The organism is Paenibacillus rhizophilus, from assembly GCF_003854965.1.
Lineage (GTDB): Bacteria > Bacillota > Bacilli > Paenibacillales > Paenibacillaceae > Paenibacillus_AQ > Paenibacillus_AQ rhizophilus.
The window spans coordinates 101,333-123,274 of record NZ_RQPI01000003.1; the positions used below are offsets into that span (position 1 = coordinate 101,333).

The 21,942-nt window shown below is 42.7% G+C and carries 27 protein-coding genes, 1 pseudogene and 1 riboswitch; of the genes and pseudogenes, 25 read left to right on the forward strand and 3 right to left on the reverse strand.

Annotation, left to right across the window (positions count from 1 at the left end):
* Window positions 1-58 precede the first annotated feature (58 nt).
* The 4 genes from EH198_RS07690 (at window position 59) to EH198_RS07705 (ending at window position 3,911) form a co-directional block, all read left to right on the forward strand.
* The gene (locus EH198_RS07690) at window positions 59-775 is read left to right on the forward strand and encodes a Cthe_2314 family HEPN domain-containing protein (RefSeq protein WP_124694970.1); all 717 of its coding nucleotides are present in this window, start codon (window positions 59-61) and stop codon (window positions 773-775) included.
* 84 nt (window positions 776-859) lie between these two features.
* A riboswitch (SAM riboswitch) is annotated at window positions 860-1,004 on the forward strand.
* Window positions 1,005-1,213: 209 nt separating this feature from the next.
* The gene (locus EH198_RS07695; protein WP_124694971.1) at window positions 1,214-2,230 is read left to right on the forward strand and encodes a methionine ABC transporter ATP-binding protein; all 1,017 of its coding nucleotides are present in this window, start codon (window positions 1,214-1,216) and stop codon (window positions 2,228-2,230) included.
* Window positions 2,230-2,898 (forward strand): methionine ABC transporter permease, encoded by a 669-nt coding sequence (locus EH198_RS07700; RefSeq protein WP_124695217.1) that lies wholly within the window; start codon window positions 2,230-2,232, stop codon window positions 2,896-2,898. Before EH198_RS07695 ends, EH198_RS07700 begins: the two co-directional genes overlap by 1 nt.
* 146 nt (window positions 2,899-3,044) lie before the next feature.
* Window positions 3,045-3,911, forward strand: a complete 867-nt coding sequence (locus EH198_RS07705; protein ID WP_124694972.1) for a MetQ/NlpA family ABC transporter substrate-binding protein — start codon at window positions 3,045-3,047, stop codon at window positions 3,909-3,911.
* Between the two features lie 196 nt (window positions 3,912-4,107).
* Here the strand turns inward: EH198_RS07705 and EH198_RS07710 are convergent, their stop codons facing one another.
* Entirely contained in the window at window positions 4,108-4,356 is a 249-nt protein-coding gene (locus EH198_RS07710) for a NifU family protein (RefSeq protein WP_124694973.1), read from the reverse strand.
* A gap of 82 nt (window positions 4,357-4,438) precedes the next feature.
* Between EH198_RS07710 and EH198_RS07715 the strand changes: the two genes are divergently transcribed.
* Complete coding sequence (locus EH198_RS07715; RefSeq protein ID WP_124694974.1) at window positions 4,439-4,693, forward strand: YuzB family protein; 255 nt, start codon at window positions 4,439-4,441, stop codon at window positions 4,691-4,693.
* Window positions 4,694-4,705: 12 nt separating this feature from the next.
* Here the strand turns inward: EH198_RS07715 and EH198_RS07720 are convergent, their stop codons facing one another.
* Both EH198_RS07720 and mqnE read right to left on the reverse strand, forming a co-directional pair.
* Window positions 4,706-5,767, reverse strand: coding sequence for an NAD(P)/FAD-dependent oxidoreductase (locus EH198_RS07720; RefSeq protein ID WP_124694975.1), 1,062 nt, complete (start codon window positions 5,765-5,767; stop codon window positions 4,706-4,708).
* Window positions 5,768-5,805: 38 nt separating this feature from the next.
* Window positions 5,806-6,912 (reverse strand): aminofutalosine synthase MqnE, encoded by a 1,107-nt coding sequence (gene mqnE / locus EH198_RS07725; protein WP_124694976.1) that lies wholly within the window; start codon window positions 6,910-6,912, stop codon window positions 5,806-5,808.
* A 382-nt stretch (window positions 6,913-7,294) separates the two neighbouring features.
* On the opposite strand from mqnE, the gene EH198_RS07730 reads away from it, so the two are divergent.
* From EH198_RS07730 to EH198_RS07805, 20 genes and pseudogenes are all read left to right on the forward strand, one after another.
* Window positions 7,295-7,654 carry a HesB/IscA family protein gene (locus EH198_RS07730; protein WP_124694977.1) on the forward strand — a complete coding sequence of 120 codons (360 nt, stop codon included), beginning with the start codon at window positions 7,295-7,297 and terminating at the stop codon, window positions 7,652-7,654.
* Window positions 7,655-7,905: 251 nt separating this feature from the next.
* Window positions 7,906-8,553, forward strand: a complete 648-nt coding sequence (locus tag EH198_RS07735; RefSeq protein ID WP_246014143.1) for a restriction endonuclease — start codon at window positions 7,906-7,908, stop codon at window positions 8,551-8,553.
* 53 nt (window positions 8,554-8,606) lie between these two features.
* Window positions 8,607-9,530, forward strand: a complete 924-nt coding sequence (locus tag EH198_RS07740; protein WP_124694978.1) for a 5'-nucleotidase — start codon at window positions 8,607-8,609, stop codon at window positions 9,528-9,530.
* Window positions 9,531-9,781: 251 nt separating this feature from the next.
* Entirely contained in the window at window positions 9,782-10,330 is a 549-nt protein-coding gene (locus EH198_RS07745) for a DJ-1/PfpI family protein (RefSeq protein WP_124695219.1), read from the forward strand.
* Between the two features lie 217 nt (window positions 10,331-10,547).
* Window positions 10,548-11,663, forward strand: a complete 1,116-nt coding sequence (locus EH198_RS07750; protein WP_124694979.1) for a hypothetical protein — start codon at window positions 10,548-10,550, stop codon at window positions 11,661-11,663.
* Between the two features lie 199 nt (window positions 11,664-11,862).
* Window positions 11,863-12,495, forward strand: a complete 633-nt coding sequence (locus tag EH198_RS07755; protein ID WP_124694980.1) for a hypothetical protein — start codon at window positions 11,863-11,865, stop codon at window positions 12,493-12,495.
* Window positions 12,496-12,716: 221 nt separating this feature from the next.
* The gene (locus EH198_RS07760; RefSeq protein WP_124694981.1) at window positions 12,717-13,091 is read left to right on the forward strand and encodes a hypothetical protein; all 375 of its coding nucleotides are present in this window, start codon (window positions 12,717-12,719) and stop codon (window positions 13,089-13,091) included.
* Window positions 13,092-13,339: 248 nt separating this feature from the next.
* The gene (locus EH198_RS07765; protein ID WP_124694982.1) at window positions 13,340-13,675 is read left to right on the forward strand and encodes a DUF3024 domain-containing protein; all 336 of its coding nucleotides are present in this window, start codon (window positions 13,340-13,342) and stop codon (window positions 13,673-13,675) included.
* A gap of 169 nt (window positions 13,676-13,844) precedes the next feature.
* Window positions 13,845-14,603, forward strand: a complete 759-nt coding sequence (locus tag EH198_RS07770) for a hypothetical protein (RefSeq protein WP_124694983.1) — start codon at window positions 13,845-13,847, stop codon at window positions 14,601-14,603.
* Window positions 14,604-14,902: 299 nt separating this feature from the next.
* A complete protein-coding gene (locus tag EH198_RS25060) occupies window positions 14,903-15,445 on the forward strand; it encodes an IS110 family transposase (protein ID WP_246014144.1) in 543 nt (180 codons plus the stop codon).
* A gap of 169 nt (window positions 15,446-15,614) precedes the next feature.
* Window positions 15,615-15,761: pseudogene (locus EH198_RS25065) on the forward strand (transposase); the annotation flags it as partial.
* 48 nt (window positions 15,762-15,809) lie between these two features.
* Window positions 15,810-16,025, forward strand: coding sequence for a hypothetical protein (locus EH198_RS25070; protein WP_246014161.1), 216 nt, complete (start codon window positions 15,810-15,812; stop codon window positions 16,023-16,025).
* A gap of 342 nt (window positions 16,026-16,367) precedes the next feature.
* Entirely contained in the window at window positions 16,368-17,048 is a 681-nt protein-coding gene (locus tag EH198_RS07780) for a class I SAM-dependent methyltransferase (protein ID WP_124694984.1), read from the forward strand.
* 230 nt (window positions 17,049-17,278) lie between these two features.
* Window positions 17,279-17,806 (forward strand): hypothetical protein, encoded by a 528-nt coding sequence (locus EH198_RS07785; protein ID WP_148091490.1) that lies wholly within the window; start codon window positions 17,279-17,281, stop codon window positions 17,804-17,806.
* A gap of 192 nt (window positions 17,807-17,998) precedes the next feature.
* Window positions 17,999-18,154, forward strand: a complete 156-nt coding sequence (locus EH198_RS24540; RefSeq protein ID WP_185702797.1) for a hypothetical protein — start codon at window positions 17,999-18,001, stop codon at window positions 18,152-18,154.
* Between the two features lie 187 nt (window positions 18,155-18,341).
* Window positions 18,342-18,515 (forward strand): CDI toxin immunity protein, encoded by a 174-nt coding sequence (locus tag EH198_RS25460; RefSeq protein WP_425464152.1) that lies wholly within the window; start codon window positions 18,342-18,344, stop codon window positions 18,513-18,515.
* Window positions 18,516-18,831: 316 nt separating this feature from the next.
* Window positions 18,832-19,581 (forward strand): hypothetical protein, encoded by a 750-nt coding sequence (locus tag EH198_RS07790; RefSeq protein ID WP_124694986.1) that lies wholly within the window; start codon window positions 18,832-18,834, stop codon window positions 19,579-19,581.
* Between the two features lie 252 nt (window positions 19,582-19,833).
* Window positions 19,834-20,628 carry a hypothetical protein gene (locus EH198_RS07795; protein WP_124694987.1) on the forward strand — a complete coding sequence of 265 codons (795 nt, stop codon included), beginning with the start codon at window positions 19,834-19,836 and terminating at the stop codon, window positions 20,626-20,628.
* A 258-nt stretch (window positions 20,629-20,886) separates the two neighbouring features.
* Window positions 20,887-21,483, forward strand: coding sequence for a hypothetical protein (locus tag EH198_RS07800; protein ID WP_124694988.1), 597 nt, complete (start codon window positions 20,887-20,889; stop codon window positions 21,481-21,483).
* A complete protein-coding gene (locus EH198_RS07805) occupies window positions 21,480-21,893 on the forward strand; it encodes a hypothetical protein (protein WP_124694989.1) in 414 nt (137 codons plus the stop codon). Before EH198_RS07800 ends, EH198_RS07805 begins: the two co-directional genes overlap by 4 nt.
* Window positions 21,894-21,942: the final 49 nt, after the last annotated feature.

Below are 21,942 nucleotides of genomic sequence, written 5' to 3' on the forward strand. Positions count from 1 at the left end.
TACAGGAACAAGAGCATTAGCGATACATATATTGCTTAATGCGTAGAGGAGGACGGATATGCTGCGGATTATGCTGGGGGAGCCTCCCCGTGAAAATACCGGCGTGCTGGCGGCCGCCATGGACAATATGGCTCAAATGGCGTCGATGCTGCGCACGGAAATGAATGCCCATGAGGACCGGGACCATGAGTACCGGAAGTTGGAAATCTGGATTCGCGGGCTGATTTCCTCGCTTGATGAACTGGAGCAGAGCTTGTTCGCCGCTTCCTTTTTCCGCAAATTGGTTAAGGCGGGCTATATGGATGATATGTCCGTCAGCGAACAGGGCGATTATGCGCGCTATGTCTATTTTTACAAAAACGGCTTCATCCGCGTATTCTCGCTGCTCGACAAGCTTGGGACGGTGCTGAACAGCCTGTACGATCTGAATACCGTTAGGGTTAAAGCCCATTATTCCTACTATACCGTGCTGCGGCGGTTCCGCTCGACCAAGAAGCATAGAGAACTGTCCGGCAGGCTGGAGGAGATCAAGGATTCGTACCGCGATCCGATGCAGAAGCTGCGGGGGCGCCGCAACGCCGAGATTCATTATATGAATTCCGAGATGCAGGACGATCTGTGGCAGCGGCATCAGGGCCTGCATGATAAAATCCGGCTCGAGGATCTGGACGAACATCTGGAGGATTTGCGCCAGGGGCTGGAAATGGTATGCAAAACCTTGGTTGAAGTGTTCACGTACAGCAACGAACAGCTTGGCAAGAGCTTGGGAAAATGATGAGAAAATAAACAATTTCCTTTAAAATATCTTTGACAAAGCATGTAAAAGATTTTATACTAAGGCATGAAAATTTCATATCCAATCTTATCGAGAGTGGCGGAGGGACAGGCCCGATGAAGCCCGGCAACCGATTGATGCGCGGCGAAGGTATATGCCCAATACATCAGTGTCATGGTGCTAATTCCTACATTGCTGTGGCAGGTTCACGGCTTTGCGCAGATGAGAAGGCATTGTCTTTTACACTTAAGAGAGCCTCCCGCGGTCTGCACAGATTCGGGGGGCTTTTTGAAATATAAGAATTTATAATTTTCACGCTTATAATAGACTTATATTTCTACGAGAAGCGCACCTGCGTCCTTCAGGACGCCGTCAGGCGTTTCTTCTTGGATCGTTTTTTTATTTGTTGTTTTCGGGGGCATAGGGAGGGCAGAAAGAGTGATAGAGTTAAAAGGATTGACCAAAGTGTACGGAAAAGGCGGCAGCGCCGCCACTGCGCTCTCGGGCGTAAATCTTAACATTGAAAAAGGGGAAATTTTTGGGGTGATCGGCCACTCCGGCGCGGGTAAAAGCACGCTGATCCGCTGCATCAATCTGCTGGAGCGTCCGACGAAAGGCGAAGTGTGGGTCGACGGCACCGAGCTGACCCGGCTGGGCAAAAGCCAGCTGCAGGAGCACCGGCGGAAGATTGGCATGATTTTTCAGCATTTCAACCTGCTCTCATCGGCGACCGTGTATGACAATATCGCCTTTCCGCTCCGGCTGACGCATACACCGAAGGCCGCGGTAGACCGGAAGGTGAATGAGCTTCTCGCGCTTGTGGGCCTCACGGAACACCGCGGCAAATACCCGGCTCAGCTGTCGGGCGGACAGAAGCAGCGCGTCGGCATCGCCCGGGCGCTGGCAAGCGATCCGGATGTGCTGCTGTGCGACGAGGCCACCTCGGCGCTTGATCCGCAGACGACCGATTCGATCCTCAGGCTGCTGCTGGACATCAATAAGCAGTTTAATCTGACCATTGTGCTGATTACGCATGAAATGCTTGTCATCCAGAGCATTTGCGACCGGGTTGCCGTGATCCACGGCGGGGGCATAGTTGAGCAGGGCCGGGTGACCGATGTGTTCCTGAAACCGAAGCACGAGGTGACCAAGGAGTTCATCCGCAGCGAAGCCCAGGACGATAGTCCGCTCCTTGCGGCTCTGCATGCTCCGCATCCGACCGGGGCGACGGCGGTCAAGATTACATTCCTTGGGGAAAAGACATACGAGTCGACGCTGTCGCGCGTGGCTGGCGGTACCGGAGTGAATTTCGCGATCCTTCAGGGAACCATCTCCACCATTAAAGACACCCCGTACGGCCAGTTGATTGTCCGCTTCGAAGGGGACGCCAAAGCTATCGGCAGAACGATCTCCGAACTGGCGGCGCAGGGACTTGATGTGGAGGTGCTATCATGATATTCGGACTTGATTTTTCAGCCGTTGACTGGGATGAAATGTTTACCGGCACGCTGGATACCTTGAAAATGCTGGGAAACTCCGCGGTCTTCACAATAATTCTTGGTTTACCTATCGGAATTGTGTTATATTTATGGGGAAGATCGCAAATTCCTTTTGTGCAGGGCTTTTATGCGGTTCTTTCCTTTATTGTTAACATTCTGAGATCCGTGCCGTTTATCATTCTGGTCATTGCGCTGATTCCGTTCAGCCGGGCGATGGTCGGCACTTCAATCGGCGTTCTGGGAACCATTCCGCCGCTTGTGATCGGAGCAGCCCCGTTTTTCGCCCGTCTGGTTGAAACGTCGCTGCGCGAGGTGGACCGGGGTGTGATTGAAGCGGCGCAGGGAATGGGAGCTTCGACAGCCCAGATCGTGATGCGCGTGCTGCTGCCGGAAGCCCGTCCGGGCCTGCTCGCCGGAATTACAATAACCGTCGTTACGCTTGTTTCGTACACGGCTATGTCAGGCATGGTCGGCGGGGGAGGACTGGGCGATTTGGCTATCCGCTACGGCTATCAGCGTTACGAGAAGGAAGTTATGATTGTCTCGATTATTCTGCTTGTTGTGCTGGTACAACTGCTGCAGATGGCGGGTGACCGGCTGGTAAGACACTTTACAAGAAAATAAGGCCTATTTATATAAAATACCTTATTCAGGCGAAACGCATTCAGCTTCCTTGGAAACAGAGGCTTTCGCCGAAATTGGCGGATTTGGCGGTTGGGGAACCGTACAAGCTCCGTTAACACACACATACTTCAGAGGGGGATTTACAAATGAAAAAATTGCTGTTGACCTTGCTCAGCCTGACGCTGATAGCGGTGCTGGCTGCTTGCGGCAGTAACAACGGAGGAAACAAAGCCTCCAATGCCGCCGCATCCGATGCGCCTGCTGCCGGAGCTTCTGCTGCACCGAGCGCAGAACTTGTTACCCTGGTTGTCGGAGCTTCTCCGATTCCGCATGCCGAAATTCTAAATGCCATCGCTCCGCTGCTCGAAGCGCAGGGCATCAAGCTTGAAGTCAAGGAATTCACTGATTATGTACAGCCGAACCTGCAGCTTGCCGAAGGCGAACTGGACGCGAACTTCTTCCAGCACAAGCCTTATCTGGACGACCAGAACCAAAAGAACGGCTGGAATCTGACATCCGTCGCCGCTGTCCATGTTGAACCTTTCGGCGCCTACTCCAAAAAAATCAAAACGATCGACGAACTGAAAGACGGCGCGAAAGTGGCCATCCCTAACGATGCCACCAACGGCGGCCGTGCGCTGATTCTGCTGGCGAAGAACGGTCTGATTACGCTTAAGGACCCTAACAATATTTCGTCTACCAAATCGGATATCACAGAAAATAAAAAGAATCTCAAGATCATCGAGCTGGAAGCCGCAAACCTGCCGCGCCAACTGGATGAAGTCGACCTTGCGCTGATCAACGCCAACTATGCGCTGGAAGCGGGCCTCGTTCCGACGAAGGACGCCCTGTTCATTGAGAGCGGAGATTCCCCATATGCGAATCTGCTCGTAACCCGTCCGGATGACAAGGAGAAAGACACAATCAAGAAGCTGGCGGCCGCGCTGACTTCCCCGGAAGCGAAGAAGTTTATTGAAGACAAGTACCAAGGCTCCATCATCCCGGCGTTCTAATCATCCGCTATTTGAACAAATCCCGCACTGCCCGATTTTGGGCGTGCGGGATTTTTTTATGGACTGGGCGGTTCCCCTAGGTAGGAGACAAGGTTGTGGAGAAACATAAAATTTAATATAATGACCGATAGGTTAAGCACAAAAAAATCCCGGCCGTTTGCCTGGGCAAACAACCGGGACGGTGTATACGCGAAAATTAGAATACTTGAACGACTTCCTGAACGCCTTCAACTTCTTCGATCAGAGCACGTTCAATTCCGGCTTTCAGCGTAATTGTGGAGCTTGGGCAGCTGCCGCAGGCACCCATCAGTTTCAGTTTCACAATACCGTCTTCAACGTCGATCAGTTCAACGTCGCCGCCATCGCGCTGCAGAAACGGGCGCAGTTTATCAAGAACTTCCAGCACTTCGTCGTACATGCTAGTGCTTTGTGTATTCTCACTCATTTCTCAATCACTCCTTTCGTACGTATATTATAGTACAAATATTTAAAAAATAAAACGGTTAGTAAGGGCCAAGGAGATCAACATGAGACCAATTATTGAATTTTGTGTCAGCAACCTGGGACATGGCACCGAAGCGCTTAAGAATAAACTGGAACAAAATCCGGATTACGATGTTGTCGAGTACAGCTGTCTCGGAAACTGCAGCCAGTGCCGCTTCGAGCCGTTCGCCATGGTAAACGGTGAAATCATTGCCACCGATTCGGCTGAAGAGCTGGAGGCCGCCATTGAGACCAAGATCAAGGAACTGGAAGCCTGGGACAATCTCGAAATAGACTGACCGGGCGGGGAGTTAACCGAAATGCCGCTTGGACATCCACAGCACTCCGCTCTTCAGAAGGCGAGGCACCCGGCCCATGACGGAACGGCTGCCTAGAAGGCCGAAGCCTTCGGTTTTTCCCAGGGAACCGAGCGTTCCCTTCAGCTTGATTTTATGCAGCCTCGGTGTCTCATTTCGCCACAGGGCACGCAAAATCTGCGCCACCTGCTCGCCCTGGGCTCCCGCCGCCTGGGCGCTGGGCGCAAACGGCAGGCTGGCGCAGTCGCCGATCACATAGACTTCAGGATATTCCTGAACGTTATAATACTTGCCGAGAATCACTCTTCCGCCGCGGTCCTTGGCCACATTCAGAGCCTGTACGACCTTGACCGGCTGGATGCCGCCAGTCCAGACCGTAACGTCCGAAACGATCGCTTGCGAGCCGTTGAAGATCGCATCCTTCTCGATGTGAGAGACCGAAATCCGGCTGAGCGTCTGCACCTGATGCTCGCTAAACCATTCCTCGACGTACTGGGACAGCTTGGCGGGAAAGGCGGAAAGAACCCGCTCGCCCCGGTCGAGAATCGAGATGTTCAAATCAGGCCGGCTTTCGCGCAGCTCGGCCGCAAGCTCGACGCCGCTAAGGCCGCCGCCGACGATGTTGACGGTGCCGTACGCCTTCACATCGTTCAAGCGGCGGTAGGTCTCTCTTGTCCCCGAGAGAGTCTGGATACTGCAGGTATGTTCCTCGGCGCCGGGAATGCCGTGATAGTTATCGGTGCAGCCCAAAGCGATAGCGAGCAGGTCGTAGGGTACAGGCTCGCCGTCTGCCAAGAGGACGATCCGTCTCTCCAGATCAATGGAACCGACTTCGCCGTACTTGACCGAGAGCTTCGGGTGGACGGGGAAGGCGATACGGAGATCATGATCGGAAACCGTGCCGGCGGCAAGCGCATAATATTCCGTTTTGATGCCTTGGAAGGGCATCCGGTCGATCAGGACTATTTCCACATCGCTCGGGAGATGGTGCTCAAGCAATTCCTGGATTAGTGCGAGGCCGCCGTAGCCGCCGCCGAGTACAAGCAGTTTCTTCATGCAGTCCTGTCTTCCTTTCAACTGTGAAATGGGTGTCGTTATTCGTATACCTTAATCTCGTTGTAGAAGGTATCGCGCTCAACGGGGATTTTGCCGGCGCCCTTCACCATCCAAATCAGTTCTTCGCGTGTAAGACCTTCGGGAGTCAGCGCGCCCGCGGAATGGCTGATCCGTTCCTTAAGAATCGTTCCGTGCACGTCCGAAGCGCCGAAGCTCAGCGACACCTGGGTCAGCTGCGGCCCGATATTAATGAAGTAAGCTTTGATGTGGTCGATGTTGTCGAGCATCAGCCGGCTGACGGCGATAGTCCTGAGATCCTCGTACGCGGAATTGCGGCGCATGATGCCGGCGTTCTTGCTCTTGGGCTGCATCGACAGCGGGATGAACACCATGAAGCCGTTCGTTTCGTCCTGAAGCTCACGGATTTGCAGCATGTGCCGGACGCGGTCCTCATGGGACTCAATGGAGCCGTACAGCATGGTCGTATGGGTCCGCATGCCGAGCTTGTGCGCCTGACGGTGCACCTCCAAATATTCTTCAACATTTGCTTTGTCGACATGCATTTTTTGGCGGTATTGATCGGAAAGAATTTCCGCTCCTCCGCCCGTCAGCGTCTTAAGGCCTGCCGCCTGCAGACGTTCCAGCACTTCGCGGATGCTCAGACCGCTGATCCGGGTGAAGAAATCGATCTCCGCCGCCGTATAAGCCTTCAATGTAACTTCCGGAAAGCGGTCATGCAGCGCCTGAAGCGAATCGACGTAGTACTGGAAAGGAACGCCCGCATTATGCCCGCCCACAATGTGGAACTCGCGCACGCCGGGGTGAATATGCTGCTCCACATAAGAGATCATTTCCTCGCCGGAGAGGGTATACGCGCCTTCTTCGCCCTCATCCTTGCGGAAATTGCAGAACGCGCAGCGCGATTCGCACACATTGGTAAAGTACAGACTCATATTTTCGATAAAATACACTTTGTTTCCGTTCTTCCGCCGGTTGACTTCGTTTGCGAGCTGGCCAATGGTCAGCAGATCACTGCTATCATATAAATAAACGCCATCCTCCAAGGTCAATCGCTCGCCGGCGTGAACTTTTTCAATAATATCAGCCATTCTGGCATCGGTGTGGGGAGTAATAAGAGTAGACATTATGATTCCTCCTAGTAAGGTTTGAGATCAGAGGCTTAGCCAGCATGGGCATAACGTTGCGGCTTACCAATAAGAAAACATCCCGCTGTTTCTCGCATAGGGAAAAACGACGCAGATGTTTTCAAGAACAACATATCGAAGCGGCAGCAATTTCATTTTCTATGGAGTCATAGGTCGCGCGTGACAAAATTTCGAATTTTGCGTATTACTTTTTCCTATTATAAACCTCTCTTGAAGGGGGAGCAACCGCCCCAAATTCTTCTCGTCCCTTCATCTGCGGCTTGTGGACCGGGGTGGAGTGAAGTATACTTTACTTTATATAGACAATAACTTTTGGCCGAGCTCGGCCGATACCATAGATAATTAAAGGAGGCTGGAAACCATGATTTCTATCAGCGATGCGGCTGCGGAGCAGCTTAAGACCATGCGCGAATCGCAGGAGATTCCGAACATGTTCCTTCGTCTTGGCGTAAACCCCGGAGGATGCAGCGGATTTTCGTATGCGATGGGTTTTGACGACAACGAGACCGATCAGGACGTCTATATGGATGTGAAGGGCCTCAAGGTCGTCATGGAAAAAGAAAGCCTGCGTCTTCTCGAGGGCCTCGAAATCGACTTCGAGGAATCCGGCATGACCGGCGGCTTCACCATCAACAACCCGAACGCCACCGCCACGTGTGGATGCGGGCATAGCTTCAGAACGGCGACGGATGAAGGGAAACCGAGCGAGGAGCCTTGCTGAGTGGTGATGTGAATATAGCAACCCACGGAACGTCTTTTCAGGGTTGTGGATTAAATACCTCCCAAGCTTGTGTTCATTGTAAACGCAGCTTCGGGAGGTTTTTTTATGCTTAAAGGTGGACTTGAATATGGGGAAGAGAGGCAGTCCAGTAGGATTGTCTCTTTTTTGTACCCAAAAAACCCATTTTTTTCGATTATATCCCAAGAAAATCATGGTATCATTTTACTATTAAGCCAACGGAGGTAGTTCTATTGATCTATGCATTTGTAGCGTTAATAGTTATTCTGTTTTTTATTGTCAGCTTCTTGTTCTTCAGCATGCTTCAAAAACGAAAAAAATCTACTTTATCTCTTGTAGAAAACTACGATTTAAAGTCGATTACTATTGCTGATATTGACAAGATGCTAGATGGTTCAGAGTTTGAAATGTACCTATACAGACTTTTTATTGAACTTGGCTACTCAGGTGTATACAAGACTGTCGGGAGTCGTGACTTTGGAGCAGACGTAGTTTTTACAGATCGAGAGGGCATCAGAAATGTTGTCCAAGCGAAGCGGTATTCTGAAGGTAATCCAGTCGGCATCAGCGCTGTGCAAGAGGTCTTCTCTTGTATGAGATATTACCAAGCGAAGAAAGCCATTGTGATCGCTACAGCCAAGTTTACCGAACCCTGTGAGACATTGGCAGGAATTAACCATGTAAAGCTGCTAGATCGAGCGGACTTGATTAATATTATTGAAGCTTATAAAAAGGATAACGTCAGAGCGGCACAAGATATTATTGAATCGGAACCGAGAATGATTTTGGAATCGTGGAGTGAGGCGAGCAATCCGGTACTGCGTGAGGTTCGGAAGGATTATAAGGCGGAGAAGTATGTGAAGAAGGTGATGGGGAAGTGATTTTGATAGGGGAATTGTAAATTTCAAGAAGTAAGAGAAAGGATGAAAGATTAATGCCATTTGATATTGAAAGCAAATTTGTTATTGCGGTAGCCTCAAGTGCATTATTTGATCTTACCGAGTCCGACCATGTATTCAGAGAACATGGACAAGAAGTATACCGAGAGTATCAGAGAGAACAAGAGAATGAAATATTAACACCAGGTGTTGCTTACCCACTTATAAAAAGATTGTTAAGCATCAATACCCCCCAAGATCAAATAGTCGAGGTTATTTTGCTCTCAAGAAATGATCCTGATACTGGTTTGAGGGTTTTTAAGTCTATTGAAAAATACGGATTAACAATCAGTAGAGCTGTTTTTGTCACTGGAAGTAATCCTTTTAAGTACATGACTGCTTTTAATGCATCTCTATTTTTATCCGGAAATCCAGATGACGTTAAAGAAGCAGTTGAACATGGATATCCTGCAGGATGTATTTATCCTTCTGATTATGTTGATAACGAAGAGGATAATGAGATACGTTTAGCATTTGATTTCGATGGTGTCATTGCTGATGATTCCGCAGAATCTATTTTTCAAGGTGGCGCTTTAGATAGTTTCCATTCTCATGAGAAAGAGTTCGCAAGTCAACCCTTGCCAGCTGGGCCTTTGTTAAGATTCTTCACTGAAATATCTAAGCTACAACAAAGAGAAATCTTAAAGAATCAAAATGACCCTGATTATAAACCTAGAATTCGAATAGCAATTGCTACTGCTAGAAATGCCCCTGCGCATGAAAGAGTGATTACTACACTTAGAAAACTTGATATTAGAGTCGACGAAGCTTTTTTTCTCGGAGGAATTGAGAAAATAAGAGTGTTGAGTGTTTTTATGCCACATATATTCTTTGATGATCAAGTTGGTCATATTGAGGGAGTTGCCAGAACATTTCCTTCTGTTCATGTCCCATTTGGAGATGTTAACAAGAGAAAATAATACATAAAAGATTTGAATGTAGTGCTAGAAAGCGGGGACACCTTATAACTTAGCATTCACGCGGCGGAGCCTAACAGCCCCTTGGTCTGCAGAAGCTAGAGGCGAAGAGGTTACGGCAGCAGATAACCCTGTGAGGCTAAGTCATCGACCCAGCAGCTGCGCTACCTAAGCCTTTCGGGTTCGTGAATGAGGAAACGTAATACGTAATTACTGTAATTAATAATATTAAGGACGGTCATTCAGAGATGAATATGAAAACAACTGGAGTAATTATATTTCCTTTATTTAGTGAGTATGAATTATCAGTTGCATTATCTGTTCTAAAGCAAGGAAATCACCCTATAACTACAATAGGAATAACATCTGATCCTATTATCGGTGAGTCAGATTTGAAGGTCATTACTGATAGTACAATCTATAATGTTGATATTGATTCTTTAGATAGTATTTTGCTTCCTGGTTGTATGGATATTACAACTCTTTATGATAATAATGACTTAATAGATTTTATTAGAAGATGTGCTGACTATAATAAAGAATTAATTATTGCATCAATTTCAAGTTCGTCATATTTATTGGCACGAGCAGGACTATTAGAGGAACGAAAGTATACCATTGGAATGTATGAAGAAGATCGAAATCAAACAGGAATATTTAATAAAAAGAATTATTGCCATGACTTAGTAGTACAAGATGGGAATGTTTTGACTGCACGAGGAAGAGGATTCATTGAATTTGGAAATAGACTTGGACAATTATTGAAATTAGATTTTGATCTCAATTGGTATTTAGGGGATTAATAATTTTATTGTATTTCAAAGATAACAGTAACTACGCATAACACCGTATTCATGATGCTTCGCTGACGCTCCTTGGTCTGCCCGAGGCATTTCGAGGAACTGAGATCAGGTAGACAATCCTGCAAGGCTAAGTCTGACGACCCGTTCGCTGGCGCTCTCTTAAGCCTCTCGGATTCGTGAATACCAGAACGTTATCCCCAAAATAAGGAGAAAACTTATGATCGAAGTTTATTTAGATATTAACAAAGCCACAAAGATAAAAATTAACAATATTTTGAATGATTATCTTGATTTGTATATGGACTTCTTCATAAATTTAGGTCCTGAAGAAGCCTTCTCCCCTTTTTTTTCACACAGTATCTGGTTAGAAAATAAAGAGAGATGTATACAGATTATGATTGAGCTTGACGCTTGGACCAGTGATGATTTCATGCATACGTTGAGCCCATTACATGAGTATGCATTATACCAGTTGCTACGTATGGCAGAAGAAAGAAATGAAGAAGCTGGATTAGTAACTGACAAATATTATTTTGAGAGCGAAGATGTATCAGACGATGATTATATGTTAAATAATTTGCAAAATATAGCTATTTACTACGAAATACTATTTCAAGATCATGATTTTTTAAATATTCCTGAATATTTTGAATACTATACGTTAGATCCTTATAACTTTGAAAATAATGCAAACATAAATTTAGATGACTATGTTAATTTAATGCCTAACGATATAAAGAATAAATATAATAGTATTAAGGAGCGCACTTCATCTAAAAATATCACTATAAAAAAACACAATAGAGGGATCAATGATGTAGGAGACTTTTTGTATCATATTGATAACATCATGGATTATTTTCAGCATTCAATAACAATGAGAAGCGCCTATAAATTACTCTGGAATGATAATAAGATCCCTAGGAAAGAAAATAGTGCACAGCAATTACTAGAAATTGTCGTTAGAAGTTATTGTTTTACAAATAATATAGATATAACCCCAGAAGCTGAGACAGGAAGAGGGCCTGTTGACTTTAAGTTCTCGTATGGACATCAATTTAAGGCGATTGCTGAGGTTAAACTAGGAACTAATAACCTAATACACGGGCTTGAAGGTCAAACAGTACAGTATATGTTATCGGAGAAAGTTGAGAATGCATACTTTATAGTAATAATCCTTAACGAGAAGGAATTAAGGAAAGTAAATAAAGTAATGGAGGCTGCAGAGCGAATAAAAGAGCAGCATAAATTAAATATAAAACCTATCATAATAGATGCAAGACTTGACAAATTATCCGCTTCAAGAGTTTTGATTGATAGTTCAATGAAGTAAGGGGCATCAGATAACAATGCATTCACGCTGCGGGCCCTGACGGACCCTTGGTCTGCAGAAGATAAGGCGAGGAAGTTATGGCTGCAGACAACCCTGCGAGGCTAAGTCTTCGACCCGGCAGCTGTGCTGCCTTAAGCCTCTCGGGATCGTGAATGCGGAAACGTTAGATGAAATCGTGGAAAGAACGGAGGTAATAAAATTGAAGCATCTTATTATAAGCTTTTTTCAGGATTTCGGTGTAGCAATACAAACACTAACTTCACTAATACTACTAATTGTTACAATTGTTTATGTGATTGCAACATTTAAAATGATACATGCAACACAAAAAACATTTTTAAAACCAGTGCTGATTGAAACTGATGATGAATTAAAAATCACAGTTAAAAATTATGGTCTTGGTACTGCAATTAATATTAAGTTGTATATTGAAAGTCGGACCATTGATGAGGATTTGATTGCTAAGGGTTACTTATTTGATTACATTTTCGAACTATTTAAAGAGCATTATTTGTTAATGGAAACAGAGAATTTCGAAGTTGAACCCAATAAATCAATAGATTTTAGAATACCTACAAATTTTAAGATTGGTGACAAGTTGGTATTGTACTGGGAATCAATATCTGGTGAGAAATCAATAATAAGGTATCAGACAGTTCTGCCAGTCGTAGGTAAGATAAAAATAAATGAATATAAGAGGATTAAAGTAAAGAGCCTAAGAAATTTCTTTTTAAATCCTATTCAATTTGTCACAAGAATTATTGAAAGTACATCTTTTTATTCTCCGTATGAGGACTATATGAAGGAAAGAGAAAAAGAAAATAGGAAATAGCTATTATAGTAATCTCAAAGAAGTCCACAACTTCATCTAACAAAGTGTTCACGCATCGGGCATCCGCCCTCGGTCTGCAGAAGTAGATTCGGAGAAGTATAAGCAGCAGACACATTCATTCCCCTAAGATAAGAGCTATCTAAGGGGAATGAACGTCGTGAACACAGAAACGTTAGCTGAAATTGCTGCAAAATTTTTATTAAGATCTAGGAGCGTATGACATGCGTAAATTAATGATTTTTATACTTTTTTTATTGGTATTGGCGGGGTGTAATTTAAATCAAGGACCAAATAATACAACTAGAAATCCAACTGCAGAAGAAGTATTAAGGATGGATCGAAATGCAAATATATTCATGTATAAGAACACAATTTATAATGCAGGGATCGATTGGGTCAATAAATTAGAACTCTCTAAAGATAAAGAAATAACAGAGATTATTGAACTAAGGGAAGATGGCAAAGAATTCAAGGATGGAACCGCAAACAAACTAGTAGTAGGAACTAAGATATTTAGTGTAAAAGAGCGAAATGACATACTAATAGCAGAAACTAAAGATGGAGATATTAGATTCTATAAATTAGTTGAAGGATAGTAGTGTGAGTCTCTTTCGAAGAGGGCAGCAACATCAGCTAACACAGCATTCACGCTGCGGCCATTCGGCCTTGGTCTGCCCGGGGCATTTCGAAGAGGTGGATCAGGCAGACAATTCTGCGAGGCTAAGTCTGACGACCCGTTCGCTGGCTCACTTAAGCCTCTCGGATTCGTGAATGCAATAACGTTATCTGAAATCATTGCATAAGAAAAGACTATTTAAAACTAAAGAGATATAGGAGGATCATCGTGGCATTTGATGTTTTTACGAAGAAAAGGCTTGCAAAAATTCTTGATAACTACATAGAAAGAAAAATCCCTTTACATTTCAAAGAGGAATTCAAAATTCTATATAAATTCAGAGGAAATACAATCACACTTACACAAGAAAGACCATCATATAGGCCAGGACAAAGAGTTGAACTGCCTATTGCACAATTTAGGCAAGAAGAAAACAAATGGAAGATCTATTGGAAGGATAGTAAGGACAAATGGCATCACGTAGAAGATATCAAACCAATAGAAGACTTTGAAAAGCAACTCACTATGATTGATAAAGACGAGTATGGATATTTTTGGTTGTAGTTCAGGTAAGGCAATGACATCAGTTAACAATGTATTCACGCTGCGGGCCATTCGGCCCTGGGTCTGCCAGAAGATAGAAACAGGCAGGCAACCCTACGGGTTCGTGAATACGAGGACGTTATAAGAAATTACCAGCAAATCATTAAATACAGAAGGGAAATCTTATCTTATGAAAAGATACATCACATTAGCTATTTCATTTTTTATTTTCTTAATAGTTCTTGGAGCAATCGATTACTTTGTTTCTGATGATTCATTTTTACAAGACTATGTAAGAGGAACATTCACGGAGACTTTGGGGATTATTGTTACTTTGATTTTTGTACAATTGATATTTTCCCGTCATGAAGATGGTGAAAACAAGAGGCATGAAGCACAAGCTATTACTCGTGCTGCAAAAGTATTAAATATCTATATAGCCGATTACAAAAAATATGCTTATCAAGTTGTTACTCCCCTTGATAAGAGAGAAGGACAAATTAAAGAAGAGATTCCAGAGGATTTTTTGTTTAGCGACATGCAAGATCTCTTTGTAAGATCTTTATACATCTTTGATGATGAAAAACCAGTAGTCCTTAAATGTCTTGAGGCACAGGAGAAAATCAGAAAAACAATTGAGAACTCACTCTTTAACATTGACTTCAAAAACTTCCCTGAAATCTCTAATTTATTAGTTCAATACATTGATTTTGTTGGAGGATTCAATATATATGATGCTATTTTTCAAGATAGTAAGACGAGTATGGGAGATCAGACTACGAAGGAATTTATTGCACAGAGACTAATAAAGGTACATCAAGGAGAAGTAATGTACCTTCAGAGTAATATAATAAATACATATATAGCTCTATATCATTTACTAAACTACCATAGAAAGTTTTTTAATGATTATGAAGACGAAATGAAATACTTGCAAGATTTTGTGTAAGTAACACTGTGATGGCTGGTAACATCCTATAACACCATATTCACGCAGCGGGCCATTCGGCCCTCGGTCCGGCAGAAGCTCGATGAGATTCGAAGAGGAATTTCAGTTGCAGGGAAGTAGACTCAGCCGGACACATTCATACCGACTAAGCGCATCGCGCCCGGCCACATTCGTCGCCTTAAGTCGGTGGGACGTCGTGAGTTATAATGACGAGGCCAGCCCCGATTTGTTCATCGTAGGTTACAATGGTGTTGGAGAACAACCGTTGCAGAGCTACAAACAAAAAGGAGCTGGTTATTTTGAAGTGTACCATAAAATATGTTGGAATGGATGTATCCAAAGAAAGCATTGCCATTGCCATCGCCGAATCGGGGAGAGAGGAGCCGCGATTTTGGGGGACAATCCCTCATAAGCCGGAAGCGGTAAGAAAATGGTTGAAGCAGGTAGGCGGCAATGAAAATTTGGAGGTCTGCTATGAAGCTGGGCCAACCGGTTATGAACTGTTCCGGTGGTTAACAGGCATGGGTATAACGTGTATAGTTGTCGCGCCGTCGCTCATTCCGAAACGTGCAGGGGATCGTGTAAAAACAGATCGCCGTGACGCGATTCGGTTGGCGCAATTGCATCGAGCCGGGGAACTTACAAGCGTTTATGTACCCGATCGAGATACAGAGGCATTAAGAGACTTGGTGAGAGCAAGGGAAGATGCGAAAGAAGATCTGCACCGCGCCAGACAGCGGATGATCAAGTTTCTTGCTTCGTCATCAGATTTCTCATCCTGCACACTTGAAAAAGCGGTGGACCAAGAGTTACAAGAAGTGGCTAGGAGCACTGAAATTTGAGCGATCGGCGGAACATTTTGTGTTTCAGGACTACCTGCAGGTTGTACTTGAAAGTGAACAACGATTGGAACGACTGGAACAGGAAATGGCATGACAAAGTGATACAGCGCCCCAGGCAGAGGTGATTCAAGCGCTTCAGTCGCTCCGTGGAATTGGACTCCTAACGGCGATGACCTTGGTTGCTGAGATTGGCAGCTTTTCACGGTTTCGGAATCCGAAGCAGCTCATGGCGTATGCAGGTATCGTACCGCAGGAGCGATCAAGCGGGGAAGTAAGTTGGCGGGGACGAATAACCAAGTCGGGGAATGCTCATATCCGGCGTGTGGTTACAGAAGCAGCATGGCAATATCGTCATCGACCCGCTATGACAGAGAGAATGCAGCAGAAAAGCCAAAAGCAAAGCACCAAGATTCAATCCATCGCTTGGAAGGCACAACACCGGTTACACGGACGTTATTTCCGTCTTATCATGCAACGAGGAAAACAAAAATGTGTCGCAGCAACGGCAATCGCCCGAGAGTTGCTTGGATTCGTGTGGGCAGTCGCCTTGGAAGTGGAACGGAAACAGGCAGCAAGTTAAAAATAAATGATCCATAAAGAGCAAGGAAAAATAGAGGACAATACGAGGAACAAAATTGATACCTGGGCCCGAAGGCAACGCGGTAGGGGAATAGAATCGCGAGTTGTATTTGCACTAGCCGGAGGGTGAACGTGCGTCGTGAGTTAGCGAGCAGATTCTCAGACGGTCGGATAAAATGTGGTAACCAGCCCACGGATATCAGTGTGCCAACTGTCGAGTTGACTGTTGCCTTCGCGCCGAGGTATTAAGAGAAAAAACAAGGGGTTGAAAGGCCTCGTCATATCAATACAACAACGTTAGAGGAAATGGCTGCAAACACTATAAACCAATAGGGGTAAATTCATGGGAGTCGAATGGTACGACGTTATCGCCAGAAGAAATGGCGGATATAAGAGTAATGCTGTATTTACGGTAGAGGGGATTTCAGCAGAAGAGATTTTCGAACAACGATTAATTGGTTTGCTACCTAATTATAAATCGGTCTTAGATGCCGGTTGTGGGCATGGAGAATTTACCGTAAAGATGTCAAGATATACAGAATCATTGGTGGGTTTCGATAATTCTATTGAACTGATGAACATCGCCAACTCATTACTTAAAGAAAGTAAAGTGAGCAATGTAAAGTTTATTTATGCTACAACCAAAACACAGTTACCTTTTCAAGACGAGCAATTTGACTTAATTTATGACAGAAGAGGGCCAACCTCAATATTAAACCATAGTAGAATACTCCAAGCTGGGGGAACTGTATTTGGGATTCATTCAGGTTCATTAGAGAAAGTAAAAGAACGATTAGAAAGTAATGGATTTACCAACATTGAAATCGAAGAATTTAGTAGTGCGATTTATTATTTCCCTGATGAGAATGAATTTGCTAAGTTCATCACAGGAATACCGGGAAATCCTGATTATACTTCCCCTAAATTAAAAAAAGAGTTAAGCAATAAGATTCAAGAGAATACAATAAACGAAAAACTATGCATGAAAGAATACCGGTACATATGGAAGGCAATTAAGAAATGATATGTCGGGATTCTCGAAGAAGGCAGTCACATCCTCTAACAACGCATTCCCACAGCGGACCCTGAAGGGTCCTTGGTCGCCAGTTGCTTTTCGGGGAGGATGACTCAGGCGACACCCGCACCACATAACCGCATCGCGGCCGGTCGGGAGCCAGCTTCGCTTTTGGCTCTGTGCTTCCCTTAAGGTGGTGGGGTGTCGGAATGTAACAACGTTATATGCAATCCCAGCTAATGAATAATATTGAAGTTAATTCGATGAAGAATAAACAGGGAGCGATTCGTATGGGGCTCGAAGAATTTTATCAGTGTTTGTCTGCCGAGGATCAGAATATGTACTCTGAAATTGCAAATTTTGCAACCCAACTCGGTTATAAAACTAAAAAGGCAAAAACCCAAGCCATAAATTATGTTTTCAATAGTAATAAGACAAAAAAACATATTATGAAGTTTTCAATTGAAAAGGGCAAACCAATATTGAAAATGAAATTTTATGCTTCAACAGATTACTCCTATTTATTTCATGAAAGCGTAAGAGTTGTTATAGAAGAACATAACTACAAGTATACTGGATGTTACAACTGTGGAAAGTGTAAGGACAACTTAGAGGGATATGAGTACACATATTCGGATGGGCGTAAGTATTTTAGATGTGGCGGAGAATTAATAAGTATACAAAGAATTACACTGAATGATATTCCCGAAATCGTAAACCTACTCAACACTCAACATCAATATTATTTATCGAAAGCAGCTGATTGAAAGAATATATGAAAGATTGTATTTTACGGATTCGAAGAAGGCTATGGCTACATATAACACTGTATTCACGCCACGAAACTTGCCGGTCCCTTGGTCTGAAGAGGCTTTTCAGAGTGCAGATTCAGCAGACAACTCGGCGAGGCTAAGTGGCCGAGCAACACGGCAGCAAGCTGCCTTAAGCCTCTCGGGATCGTGAATACAAAGAAGTTATGGGAAATTGACGAAACACAACATTATGAATTTGGGGCTGGCTCATGGATACGAAATCAAGAAAAGCAATCCTTCAATTATTACTGGAAAGACAAAGCTAAAGGCTCAAAAGAAAAAGACGAGCCCATTATTAGATGAATGTATAGAGGCACTCTGTGAAGGGAATGTAATATTTAAGTAATGAAAAGACTGAAGAGACTTATGCTGCATTTCAAAATGAATATCAAATCACATACTATGGATGAATAGACTGGAAGGAATATGAATTTGAAGAATTCGATTTAAAAACATTAGAAGCCATGTACTGTTGAAGGATGATAAGGTTTTGTGGAGTCACGACTTCGATCCAGTATTACGAGCTAAAATGAATAGAATAATAGAGAATATTAATGAAGCCACAGCTATATCACCAGATGTTTGGCTATATAAAGAAAACAATTATGTAATAGAGATATTACATAACGGACTAATTAGAAGAATGATTAAGAGCAAAGATTGATTCAAGAAACTGGGTAGTGACTCAGGAAATCGTCAACATTCCATAACAAAGAATTCACGCTGCGGGCTACGCCCTGGGTCTGCGGTAGAGAAATAGAGGTAGCGATTGATAGGCAGACAACCCTACGAGAAACTAAGTCTAGCGACCTGTTCGCTGACGCCCACTTAAGCCTTTCGGATTCGTGAATACCAGAACGTTATCGGAAATGACTATAATACAGACAAAAATACTATCCAATTGTTCCTTTATATAGTAATATGGTCTTGTTTGTAATTATGCTCCTATAAATTCCACTAAAGAGAGGGTCAATGTACTCATGCTACAAGTACTACTTATTTGTTTTTTAATAATAGCTGGATTAGTAATGCTTGTTATTAACTCAAATATTGGTGAGACTAGCGTACTAAAACCGTACTTAAACGAACTGAGCAGTTTGTTGTTAATTACAGGGGTTTTAACATTACTTGATAAGATATTTACTCAAAAACATCAAGATAAAAAATTAAGAGAAATTTTTAGAATTCATGATTCAGTTGAATCTATGGGAGTAAAGGAAATTCGTAGTGAATCTCAAGCATTTAACTTCACTGAATTATTAACAAAAGAAAGTTACTTAGCAGTAGTAATGAATGATGGATTTAGATGGGTAGGAAATAATTCAGTGTCTTTAACTCAACGGTTTAACACAAGTACCGATACCATTATTTTTACTTTAGACCCGAATAGTAATTTTACTAATGTTCATGCTGGAAAAACCGATGTTACAGTTGATTCGCTAAAAAGTAAAATAAACGATACTTGGGCTTTATTACAAAAGCTATATAATGAAAGTGATAAAAAAGGATCGCTAAAATTATATGCAATTAAAAACTACCCTACCACTGGATTGTTTTTAACGAGCGAACGAGCGGTCTTTACCTTATATCAGGCTTCATCTGGAAGAACTAATGTACCTTTATTTGTAATAGAGAAAAACTCTAACAACAAATCTTTGTATTCCTTCTTTAAAAATGACTTAAATAGATTAAAGGATGAAGCAACAATGATATTTAATTCAACAAGATAAATTGTAAGAGGTAAAGGTCTTTGACCTTCACCTCTATTTTTTTAGTATTTCATAGAAGACGGTCACATCCGACAACACAATATTCGCGCTACGGGCCATGTGGTCCTTGATCTGCCCGGAAAATCTCGATGAAGAAGATTCAGGCAGATACATCCATTCCCCTAAGATAAGAGCTATCTAAGGGGAATGGACGTCGCGAATACCAGAAGGTTATCGGAAATTATCCAAAATCATTGTAAGGGAAGTATATAAATGAACAAAGAAAAGATTCTCACTGAAACAGGAATTGAAATAATATGTGACATTGCTAAACAGATCCCATTAATTGGACCTATTATTGCTAGCCCTGCAAAATCTGTATTACTAGATATTGCTTCAAGGCATTTATCAAAAAGAGAAGAATTTCGTGTTAGTAATACTGCTAAATATTGTATCGAAGAAATTAAAGATAGAGTAATAAAAGGGGGAAAACTACGAGATGATGACTTCTTTTTTTCGAACAATGAAATCTATCGTTCTTCTGCAGAAGAAATATTTGAAGGCGTCCTTATTAAGTGTAAGAACGAGCATGAAGAAAAAAAATCGAAATTTATATCTAATATATTTATAAATATTTCATTTTCGAATGAATATAAAGTGGAAGAAGCTAATCATCTGCTTAAGGTTGCGGAGGATTTAACATATCGCCAACTATGTTTAATACGATTATTTAAAGAACATTACATAAATCCATACGATATAAGATTCAATGAAAAAGAATTTTTCAACTCAAAAGAAATTTTTCTGTTACAAGAAATTCATGAACTCTCTCAAATGAATATTTTGAATAAACTCAAGTTCAAAGAAGAAGTGATTAACAGATTATCTAAAGAAATGATACACAATGCTTTTAATGAAGGGGATTTTCAATTATTAAATGATTGGGGAGAGGTTATCCCAGCCAGAATGGTCCCTTCTCAATTTGGTTATCAATGTTATTACACTATGGGGGTAAAGGAAGTTCCAAACAGTGATTTAGACTCCATTATTAAATTGTTGAGGGAATAATCGAAGGAGTGGATAACATCCGATAACACAATGCATTCACGCTGTGGGCCTATGCCCTGGGTCTGCCAGAAGGAAGTTCGGGGATACTGGGGCAGGTTAGACAACCCTGCAAGGATAATTCTTAGACCCGGCGCTGGCGCGCCTTAAGCCTCTTGGTTCGTGAATGTTGAAACGCTAACTGAAATAACATGGATTTTTACCAGGCTAATTCTATATTTTGAATAACACCTAATTATCTAAATAATAGGAGTGAATTATATGGCAATTACAATCAACCTACCAGACAATTTCTTTACAGAAGACGAATATAGGAAACTAAAGATATTGTTTCGTTCAGAAAATGATCATGAGTATAGTGAAGCAGTTTCTAAAATTGTCTTCGCAGCATTAACCGAATACAAAGAAATGTTGCTAGGTAAGGGTTTACCGACTAGAGCTGATGAAATAAAACAACATAGGCTATTTCATCTAGTGAAACATTATTTTCAAGGGGTAATACCCAATGAAGCAGAAGTATCCTCTATGTTTCAATTGACTGAATCCGAAAGTAAGGCATTGATAAGAAATGTCAGAACTCGATTTCGTTATCAGTTGGAAGCTGAAATATTTACAACTTTAAAACAAATTATCGAATCTGCTGAATTACGCACTGATGCTTATCATGTAGTTATACAATCAGATAATGTAATCGAAGAACTCAATAGAGTTATTAGTATAAATGCTCCACATTTAGATCCAATTTCAAAGGTTAGGGGGAGTGCGAGAAAGTACCAAATATCAGAAGATACATACGAGTTATTAAGTGGAGTTTTCATTCAAACTGATGAAGTTGCTGCTGGGGATGAGGATAGATGAATAATGGTCAGTTAAATTCACTTTTGGAAAGTTCATTTGATGCTATAAGTATCTTATTAGTTTTTACTACAGTTCTATTCGGGATAAGATATCCAGAGATAATAAACCTGCTAGAAAAAGAATTACAGATTGAAAAGAAGAAAGAGCTTAATAGACAAAGAAAAGCCCTAATAAATGGTCTAATATTTAAGTGGGCTCCAGTAGTTTTTATTACATTTTTATGCGCGTATACAATGATGCCTTTAGGAATAAAAACTATCAAGTATTCAAATTTCAGTTTAACTGATTTTAATTTAATAAGGACAGCGTTTGTGTTAGCCTGGTTTTTTGCAATAGTTAGTTTTTTGGCTACTGTATATATTTCGATGTACATAATTCACAAGGTATATTCCTCTTGGTCCTCATCTTAATGATGAGGATTAGTTGTTAGTATTTCTTGAAGTCATGTTACATCATTTA